The sequence below is a fragment of the Streptomyces sp. NPDC093065 genome (assembly GCF_044754585.1).
GTDB lineage: Bacteria > Actinomycetota > Actinomycetes > Streptomycetales > Streptomycetaceae > Streptomyces.
Window position 1 is genome coordinate 59,482 of record NZ_JBIVPJ010000033.1, and the last position, 8,780, is coordinate 68,261.

General features: G+C 65.9%; 7 protein-coding genes. 3 read left to right on the forward strand and 4 right to left on the reverse strand.

Going from position 1 to position 8,780, the window contains the following annotated elements:
- The first annotated feature begins 9 nt into the window (after positions 1-9).
- From ACIQFU_RS35995 to ACIQFU_RS36005, 3 genes are all read left to right on the forward strand, one after another.
- Positions 10-819: an SDR family NAD(P)-dependent oxidoreductase gene (locus ACIQFU_RS35995; protein WP_402557344.1), complete on the forward strand. Its 810-nt coding sequence runs from the start codon at positions 10-12 to the stop codon at positions 817-819.
- 4 nt (positions 820-823) lie between these two features.
- Complete coding sequence (locus tag ACIQFU_RS36000) at positions 824-1,288, forward strand: MaoC family dehydratase (protein ID WP_402557346.1); 465 nt, start codon at positions 824-826, stop codon at positions 1,286-1,288.
- Positions 1,289-1,440: 152 nt separating this feature from the next.
- A complete protein-coding gene (locus ACIQFU_RS36005) occupies positions 1,441-2,529 on the forward strand; it encodes a PucR family transcriptional regulator (protein WP_402557347.1) in 1,089 nt (362 codons plus the stop codon).
- A gap of 510 nt (positions 2,530-3,039) precedes the next feature.
- Here the strand turns inward: ACIQFU_RS36005 and ACIQFU_RS36010 are convergent.
- From ACIQFU_RS36010 to ACIQFU_RS36025, 4 genes are all read right to left on the reverse strand, one after another.
- A complete protein-coding gene (locus ACIQFU_RS36010; protein ID WP_402557349.1) occupies positions 3,040-3,825 on the reverse strand; it encodes an SAM-dependent methyltransferase in 786 nt (261 codons plus the stop codon).
- 417 nt (positions 3,826-4,242) lie between these two features.
- Positions 4,243-5,592 carry a cytochrome P450 gene (locus ACIQFU_RS36015; RefSeq protein WP_402557351.1) on the reverse strand — a complete coding sequence of 450 codons (1,350 nt, stop codon included), beginning with the start codon at positions 5,590-5,592 and terminating at the stop codon, positions 4,243-4,245.
- Between the two features lie 81 nt (positions 5,593-5,673).
- The gene (locus ACIQFU_RS36020; protein ID WP_402557352.1) at positions 5,674-7,011 is read right to left on the reverse strand and encodes a cytochrome P450; all 1,338 of its coding nucleotides are present in this window, start codon (positions 7,009-7,011) and stop codon (positions 5,674-5,676) included.
- Positions 7,012-7,141: 130 nt separating this feature from the next.
- The gene (locus ACIQFU_RS36025; protein ID WP_402557354.1) at positions 7,142-8,176 is read right to left on the reverse strand and encodes a hypothetical protein; all 1,035 of its coding nucleotides are present in this window, start codon (positions 8,174-8,176) and stop codon (positions 7,142-7,144) included.
- Positions 8,177-8,780: the final 604 nt, after the last annotated feature.

Genomic DNA, 8,780 nt, shown 5'->3' on the forward strand with positions numbered 1-8,780 from the left:
GACCAAGACATGGATGAGCTGAAGAACAAGGTTGCCCTGGTGGTCGGCGCAGGCGTCGACGGCGATGAGGGAATCGGCAACGGCCGTGCCACTGCGATCACCTTCGCCCGCGAAGGGGCGCAGGTCGTCTGCGCCGACATCGACGAGTCGTCGGCCGAGCACACGGCGCAGCTGATCAGGGACGAAGGACACGCGGCATCCGCTGTGGCCTTCGACGTCACGGACCTGGCCCAGGTCGAGCGAGCCGTCGACGCGGTCATCGACGCGCACGGTCGCATCGACGTCCTGGACAACAACGTCGGCATCGGTGTGGTCGGCGGTGTCACGGACCTGGACCCGGCCGACTGGGAGCGGGTGATGCGGGTGAATGTGACCGGTGCCTTCAACACCATGCGGCACGTCATCCCGCACATGGCCGAGGCCGGCGGTGGCAGCATCGTCAACATCTCCTCGCTGGCCGGCGTCCGGTGGATGGGCTATGCCGCCGCTTCGTACTACACGAGCAAGGCCGCCCTCAACCACCTGACGCGCACCACGGCGGCGGAGTTCGCCGCGCGGAACGTGCGGGTCAACGCCATCCTCCCCGGATTGATCAAGACGCCGATGGTGACCAACGTGGCCGGACTGACCGACGCCTACGACAGTGCCGACACAGAGGAACTGTGGCGCGAGCGGGAGCGCCGGGTGCCGATGGGGCGCATGGGGCAGGCGTGGGACGTCGCCAACGCTGCCCTCTTCCTCGCCAGTGACCGCTCGGCGTATGTCACGGGAGTGGAGCTGCGCGTCGATGGCGGGATCACTCTCGTGAGCGGGCGTTGAGATCATGACCCGTGTGTTCGACACGCTCGACGAATTTACTTCCGTCGTGGGCAAGGAGCTCGGTACGAGCGGTTGGGTCACCGTCACACAGGAGCAGATCGACCGGTTCGCCGAGGCGACCGGGGACCGCCATTGGATCCACGTCGATCCGCAGAGGGCGGCCCAAGGCCCCTTCGGCACCACGATCGCGCACGGATACCTGACGCTGTCGCTACTGGCCGCCTTCGCGGAGGAGATATACCGGGTCGACGGCTTGGCGATGAGTGTCCACTACGGTGCCGACAAGGTCCGCTTCTGCGCCCCGGTCCCAGTCGGCTCCCGCCTGCGTGGAACGGCGATACTCACCGACACCGCCGAAGGCCGGAACGGCACGCGGAGCACGATCAGGTTCGAGGTCGAACGTGAGGGCAGCGATCGGCCGGCGCTGGTCGCCGACGTGCTGCTGATCATGGCTGCGTCACCCCCGTGAGCCCTCGAGAGGACGATGGCCATCCAGCCCAGTCAGGGCGGTTCGCGGTGTCACGGTCCCGCGGCGGGGGTGCGTCTAGGATCGGACGTATGGCTGCCCCATGTCCGCCCAAGGCTACGGTCCAAGAGGTCGCCGAGGTGCTGTATGCCAGCGTGGACCAGATCTGGGACCGGGCCTACACGGCTCTCGTCGAGATCGTGTCGTATCGGGAGATTCCGTGCGATGCCCTGCGCGCGGCCCATCGGCTGAATGTCGAGCGGGCGGCGGCGACCGTCCGGTACGGGCGGCTGCCCGCGCCGGCGGACATGGCGGAGGCGCAGTCCACCACCATCGCGCGGCTGCGCGCGGGCCTCCCGATCGAAGACATCATCCGAGGCTACCGGCTTTCGATCAGTGCGACGTTCGAGCAGTTCGTCGACATCGCCAAGGGCGCCGGGCTCGCCCAGGACGAGCTGATGAAGGGGACCGGTCTGCTCTGGGGACTGAGCGACCTGTTCGTTGCCCAGGCGGTGCTGGCCCATCAGCGCTACGCGGTCGAGGTCGTGATAGGCGAGACGCGACTGCGCAACGATCACGTGCGTGCGGTCCTCGACGGGAAGGTGTCCCGGGCAGACCTCGACCAATGGCTGCCCGATGCGCACGGACCCTTCCGCGCCCTGCTGGCACGCGTCACCGAGGGCGAGGGCGACGTCGACGAGGCGCGACTGAAGGTGGAGACGGCACTCTCCAGGGCCAACGTCCGCAGCGTCATCGGCGTCGTCGACGGAATGGTCACCGGGTACGTCGTCGATGCCGTTCCGCATGCGGTCGAAGGACTGAGCATCGCAGTGGGGCATCTGGTGCAGCTCGGGGACCTGCCCGCCTCCCTCCAGATCGCGCGCAGACTGCTCGCCGCCGATCGTGACGAAGCAGTCTCGACCGTCGAGACATGTGGGTGGCGGCTGACGGTGGACACCATCGAACCGCTTGCCCGACATCTCCGCTCACGATACGTCGATCCGCTGCTGGAGCTCGGCGAGTTCGGTCTGGATCTCCTTGCCACGCTTGGGGCATATCTCGAATCGGACCGACACGTCGATCGTTGCGCCGCTGCCCTCAACCTGCACCCCAACTCGCTGCGTTACCGACTCCGACGACTCAGTGACACCCTCGACGTCGACTTGAACCAGACCGACAGTGTCATCGCGCTTTCCATGGCGCTCGAGCTGGCAAGGCGCCCGGCATCGGCGGAGCTGACCTAGAGAGCGAGCGCGGTGTGTACCTGCTCGAGCGCGTTCAGGGCTCGGCGTCTCTCGGCTGTCAGCCGCAGGACCTGCCGCCCTCTTCCCGTCCGCAGACGGCGGGGGACAGGGAGCGGGCCGAGCTGGAGGTCGGTGACATCGAAGCCGCGGGGCGGGCCGATGTCGAGGACCGGACGTCGCCGAATGCACCGGACGCCCCACGGTGAATCGAAAGTGGCGGCAGATCCGTTGAGCAGGAACACGAGCTCGGGGCCCGGTGAGGTCGTCGTCCTCACGGACGGCGGACACCCGCACCGATGGAACAGCCCGAAGCCTTTTGCGGTGAGGGCCCTGGTCGTTTTCCGTGGCAGTCCGTGTCTCCGACTGCCCGGTTCAGGGTGGTCTACCAGCCCAACCTGGAGGTCGGCATGCGCGGCCTCTACGACCGCTTCGTCACCGCCCTGGGCGGCACCCCAAAGTTCCGTCGGGGTGCGACGCTTCCGGGTGGGAGGCACCCGTGTCCGGGACCGGTCAGGGAACCCTGGCGACGCCGACGTGGAGGCCGCTGCGCTCGGGGGTCGGCGCCAGCTCACCCTGATACCACTCGGCGGCGAATACCAGGCCCGGCGCGACGAGCTCGAGGCCCTCGAAGAAGGGTTCGACCTCGCTGCGACTGCGCAACCGCAGCGGGATCGAGCCCTTTTCGTAGGCGGCTTCGATCTTCCCCGCCCACTCGGGGTGCTGGTCGACCGTGCCGTGTGAGAGGACCAAGTAACTGCCCGAGGGAAGTGCGTTCACCAAAGTGCGCACGACGCTGTACGGGTCCTCGTCATCGGGCAGGAAGTGCAACATGGTCAGCAGCGACAACGCGACGGGGCGTTCGAAATCGAGCCTCTCGGCAGCGAGTTCCAGGATGGCTGCAGGCTGACGCGCATCCGCGTGGAGGAAGTCGGTGAATCCCTCCGACGTGCTGGTCAACAACGCATCCGCGTGCGGCAGGACGCTCGGGTCACTGTCCACGTAGACGACTCGGGCGGTGGGTACGATCGCCTGAACGATCTGGTGCATGTTGGGCTCGGTGGGGATGCCGGAGCCGATGTCGAGGAACTGGTCGACGCCGCTCTTCGCCAGCCAGGCGACGGCACGGTGCATGAACGCCCGGTTTCGGGCCGCGTTGCCCCGTGTCTCCTGGGGCAGTTCCTGGCCCACTCCCCGGTCCACGGGGTAGTTGTCCTTCCCGCCCAGCAGCCAGTCGTAGACGCGTGCGGGATGGGGCTTACTGGTGTCGATGCGAGTATGGGGAACACGGGCGCTCACGGGAAACTCCTTCGTGTGGGAAACGTCCGAACACAGCGGCCGGAGGCCGTCCGCCCTTTCGCCAAGTGCAGGGCGACGCGCGAGCCATGAGGTATGCCGCAATTCATTGAGGGAGAACGTTCGGTCTAGACTATCACGCGCCTCTATGTGTCTCGATGGCTTCTATCGGTCTCCAGGGGCTCCTCTGGAGGCGCGGAGCCCGGGTGGAGTTCCATCCGGTCGACCAGTCCCAGGTCGACCGGTCCCGCCGGTGGGTGGTGTGGTACCGCAGCAGCAACGTCCGTGACGGGGCCCCGACGGTCGAAGCATGGGCCAACAACGACAACGCGGGATGCGTGAGGATCGGTCCGACCAGGGCTGCCCCGACACCTCCTCTTGCGTGCCGCGGCTCCAGGCGTCGGCTTCGGCCCACCGGCGTCAGCTCGGGGTCATGGCTCGAGGACGTAGACGCATCGGCAGTTTGCGGGGCCTCAGCGTGATGCTCAGAGCGGGACGCCTCTTGGCGCCCGGCGCGTGTTCCAGACGCCAGCGGGTGGTGATGGTCGCCAGGGCGAGAGTGGCTTCTGCCATGGCGAAGTTGTCGCCAGGGCATTTGCGGGCCCCAGCAGCGAACGGGATCAAGGAGTTGCGGGGCGGCTGAGGGTGCTCGGGATCCCATCGGTCGACGTCGAAGTCTTCCGGCTGGTCGTGGAGATCCGACCGGTGGTGAATGATGTAGGAGCTGTAGGCCACGCTGGTTTTGGCGGGTAGGAAGTGCCCGCCCAAGCGAGTGTCAGTGGTGACTGTGCGAGTGAAGAACCAAGCGGGTGGACGCAGCCGAAGCGTTTCGGTGATGACCCGGTTGGTGAACTGCAGGTGCGGTAGGTCGGCGTGGGTGGCTGGCGCGCCGTTCAAGACGGTGTCGACCTCGTCGTGCAGTCGGCGCTCGACCTCCGGATGCTGGGCCAGGAGATCCAGCGCCCAGGCAAGAGCGGAGGCGGTGGTCTCGATCCCGGCCAGAAGGATGGCGACGATCGTGTCGATGATCTCCTCATCCGTCATGCCCTGCCCGTCCGTCTCGACGTCGCGGGCCGCAAGCAGAGCGGACAGCAGGTCGTCATGGTCGGTGCCGTCGGCACGGCGCTGGGCGATGATCTGGCCGCATGTGACGTGCAGGCTGTCGCGGGCGCGTGCGTAGGCGCGGTTGCCCGGGGTGGGCAGCCGGTCCAGTGGCGGAACCAGGAACATGCGCTTGTAGAAGCCGGCGAAAAGGGTCTTGCCGGCATCGAGGAGACGGTCGAGTTCGTCCCGGGGCAGTGTGTTGGAGAACAGAGTGGCAATCGCAATCTTGGACGTGATGCTCATCATTTCGTCTGGCACGTCCAAAACCTGCCCGGGTTGCCATGAAGCGGTCGCTTCATCGATATAGCCGGTCATGGTCTGTGCGTAGCCGGGAAGCCGAAACGGATGGAACGAGGGCTGGACGAGCCGTCGTAGCCGCCGGTGTTCGGCGTGCATGCTGGTGCCGATGCCGTTGCCGCTCACTTCCCGCGCCCGGTCATACATCGGGCCGCCCTTGTCGAAGGTGCCGTCGTCGAGCAGGACCTGGTGGGTCAGAACTGGATCACACACGACCACGAGGGGGAATGGGCCTAGACGGATCTTGACCAGGTCGCCGTAAGCGGGCAATGACGACAGGAAGGCGGTCGGGTTCCGCAACAGGGGCATCAGATGACCGACCAGAGGCAGCGCCTTCGGCGCGGTGGGGATCGATTGCAAGTTCTTCATGATCGCTCCAGAATGTGGTCGCGCGGGGACTGCGTGGCCCTGGCGACGGACGAGTTCGGTCTCCGGGGGTGCTCGGGCGTCTCAGGACCTGGCCCGCACCACCATGGGCAGGTGGTTCGGGCGGAGTACTGCTGCGGGGACTTCTCTCACCTTTCTGCGCGTGGCGGGGGCCAATCGCCAGTTGGCGGCGATCGTGGCGACGTTGATCGCCAGCTGAGTGAGGGAGAAGTGGTCACCTGGGCATTTGCGCGGGCCTGCGCTGAAGGGCTGGAAGGCCTCACGCGGGGGCGGTGCGAGCCAGCGGTCCGGGTCGAAGCGCAGGGGTTCGGGGTAGAGATCGGGGTCGCGGTGCATGGTTGTCGCGCTGAACAAGATCTCCGCTCCCGCGGGCAGACGCGTATCGCCGAGCCTGACGGGGTTGATCGTGCGGCGCATCTGTATCCAGGAGACGGAGTGGAGGCGGAGTGTTTCCTGGATCAGGCGCTGGGTGTACTGGAGTTGAGGAAGATCGTCGAAGGTGACGGGGCGGGAGCCGAGGACGGTGTCGATCTCGTCGTGCAGGCGGGCCTCGACGGCGGGGTTGCGGCCGAGTTCGTAAAGGAGCCAGGAGAGCGTGTAGGCGGTGCTGTCCGCGCCGGCAACCATCATGGTGATCACTTCGTCGTGGATCTGCTGGCGGCTCATCGGCTCATCGGTCTCCTCGTCGCGTGCCGCGATGAGGAGTGACAGCAGGTCGTCTCGCTCCTCGTCCGCGCGAAGACGCTCGTCGATGATGGTGTCGACGATGGCCTTGAGTCGCTCACGTGCCGCTTCGAACTTTCGAGTGCCGGTGAGGGGCAGACGCTCGACGAAATTTGGCGTCATGGTGCGCACGATGACCTGCCGGAGGAAGACGCCCACGCACGCGTCGATCTCGGCGATCGTGCTGTTGTCGATGTCGGTGCCGAACAGCGTGCGCACAGTGGTTCCCACGCTCAACTCGTGCATGACCCGGTCGACGGCGATGCGCTGCCCTGGCTCCCAGGAGGCGATGACCGATTCGGCCTGTTCCCGCATGGCCTCGCTGTAGCTGCGCAGACGGGAGCGGTGGAAGGCGGGCGTGATCAAGCGCCGCTGCCGATGATGGAACGCGCCTTCCGAGGTGGCGATTCCGTTGCCGACGACAGGTCGTGTCTTGTCGTACATTCGGCCCTTGGTGTAGGAGCCGGCATCGGTGACGAGGACGTCGTGCAGCAGTTTCGGCGAGTTGACGACGTAGATCGGCAGCGTGCCCAGGTGGAGGGCGACGATGTCGCCCTGATCGCGCAGGTCCTGAAGAGCCTTCAGCGGTCCGCGAACGAATTGCAGGGCGTGCCCGACCACAGGGAGGCGTCCTCGTGCCGGCGGAGGGAGGTGGGGGACGGCCGGGGGAGTGGACATGGGTTGATCTCCCTTTCAGGAAGCAAGATGAGTTGGGGGCTGCCCTGCTCGGGCCGGAGCTCGGCCGGGCACCGGCACGTGGGGGAGGGTTCGCGGAGCGTTCCGTGATGCGCTCGTATTCGCTGCCCACTCAGGCGCCGTGGAAGTTGCCCCCGTAGCGTGGGGTGTTGTCGTACCAGTCGTACAGACCGGACAAGTAGCTCTGGGCGCCGCGGACCCAGACCCTCATCTGTTCGATCTCAGAAGGCGACAGGCGCACCTCCGCGGCAAGTTGCGGCAGTTTCACCTCTACCAAGTGGTCGAAGTGTCGGACCCGGTCCTCGATAAGACCGGTGGCAATCTTTTGTGCCTGATCCAGGCCGCCGCCGAAAATGTCCCGCAAGACCAGCATGAGATTGTTAATCTCACCTTCATCATTTATCTCCATGTCGTAGGAGACGGCCTCGTTCCCCAGAGCCATGACATCGATGAAGGCGTCCAACAGCGAGGTGACCACCTCTGTTTCGCGAAGAGTTTCAGGTATTTCTGCACCTGTGGCCATTGCCGCGAAGCAGGCCCCGGTCCCGCCAGCAAATGTCCGCCGCCTGAGCCCGATGAACTCGATCAGATCGGGCACCCGATCATCACAGATGTTCTCCAGTTCGAGAGCGGCTCCGGTGAGGAATTCGTGAATTGCCTGCGAGAAGTCTCGACGCCAGCTGAAGGATCGCCCTTGTGCGAGCCGCGGCCACAGGTCGGCCAGCCCTCGCTCCACTGCGTCAGCCGGCTCGGGAATGGGATGCCCGGGATCTGGCTGGATGAACGTGCAGAGCCTACGAGCATATTCCCAGCCGCCTTTCCTGTCATGATGCTTCTTGAAGGCCGATGTGAAGTAGTCGTCGTAGGCAAATATCCAGACGAGCGCGTGGTTGATGAGGACGAAGTCGGCTGCTTCCGCATCGGGGGCAATCTTCGCCGCGAGCTCAGGCACGGCGATCATGCGCAGTCGATCCGGTTTCCAGACCCCCTCGGACAGGGAGGGGGCTGTGCGCAGCATCCCCATGTCACGGGCCCAGATCTCACACTCCTCGTGCAAGACCTCAAGATGCGGATTTACTCGCACCTCGTACGGCAGGGAAACTCCAGTCGCACCGATGACGGGAGTTTGATCGGCAAGTTTGTGCATGGAAACCTCCTATGGGCCGAGCGGAAACGGAACTCACGAGAGAGCGGTGCACCTCGCTTCGTTCACCGGGTGCTGCGGTGAGCGCCCTCGATCACGGACATGGCGGTGTGGGGCGGCTGATGATCACGAGTGGAGAGATGAGGCGCCCTCGCCGCACGCGGACGCGCTCCGGCAGCAGTGGCGGGCGGGATGGGGCGAGCACCTGGGCGCTGACAGTTCCCAGGCGCCGCAAGAGGCACGCGCCCCATGCGGCGGCAGCGGCAACGGGGCCGCATGGGTGTGGGCCGACCGCAGTGCAGCAGTCCGGGCCACGCTGTGATCCCGTCCGCGTCAGTGGCGAAGTCGTCTGCTTCGTGCCGGTCTCGATGGACGCGCCTGCGCTGACCGTGTCCTTGGTGTCCGCGTCCGGGCGGCAGAGTCGCCCCCACCACAGTGCCGATCTAGGAGTTGCTGACGGATGCGACGCTGTTGAGGGTGGACAGCCGGCCAAGATGTGGCGGCGTCGCTGGTAAGAAGCCATCTCATTTGGTCAGTCTGCGGTAGCAGATGAGTGTGCAGGCGATGCTGGTGAAAGCGAGGAAGTGGTCGGCTTTACGTTCGTAGC

What these genes read in the sequence shown, in the direction of transcription:
- ACIQFU_RS35995 (WP_402557344.1), top strand. Translation starts at nt 10, where the DNA reads ATGGATGAGCTGAAGAACAAGGTTGCCCTGGTGGTCGGCGCAGGCGTC.
- ACIQFU_RS36000 (WP_402557346.1), top strand. Translation starts at nt 824, where the DNA reads ATGACCCGTGTGTTCGACACGCTCGACGAATTTACTTCCGTCGTGGGC.
- ACIQFU_RS36015 (WP_402557351.1), bottom strand. Translation starts at nt 5,592, where the DNA reads ATGAAGAACTTGCAATCGATCCCCACCGCGCCGAAGGCGCTGCCTCTG.
- ACIQFU_RS36020 (WP_402557352.1), bottom strand. Translation starts at nt 7,011, where the DNA reads ATGTCCACTCCCCCGGCCGTCCCCCACCTCCCTCCGCCGGCACGAGGA.
- ACIQFU_RS36025 (WP_402557354.1), bottom strand. Translation starts at nt 8,176, where the DNA reads ATGCACAAACTTGCCGATCAAACTCCCGTCATCGGTGCGACTGGAGTT.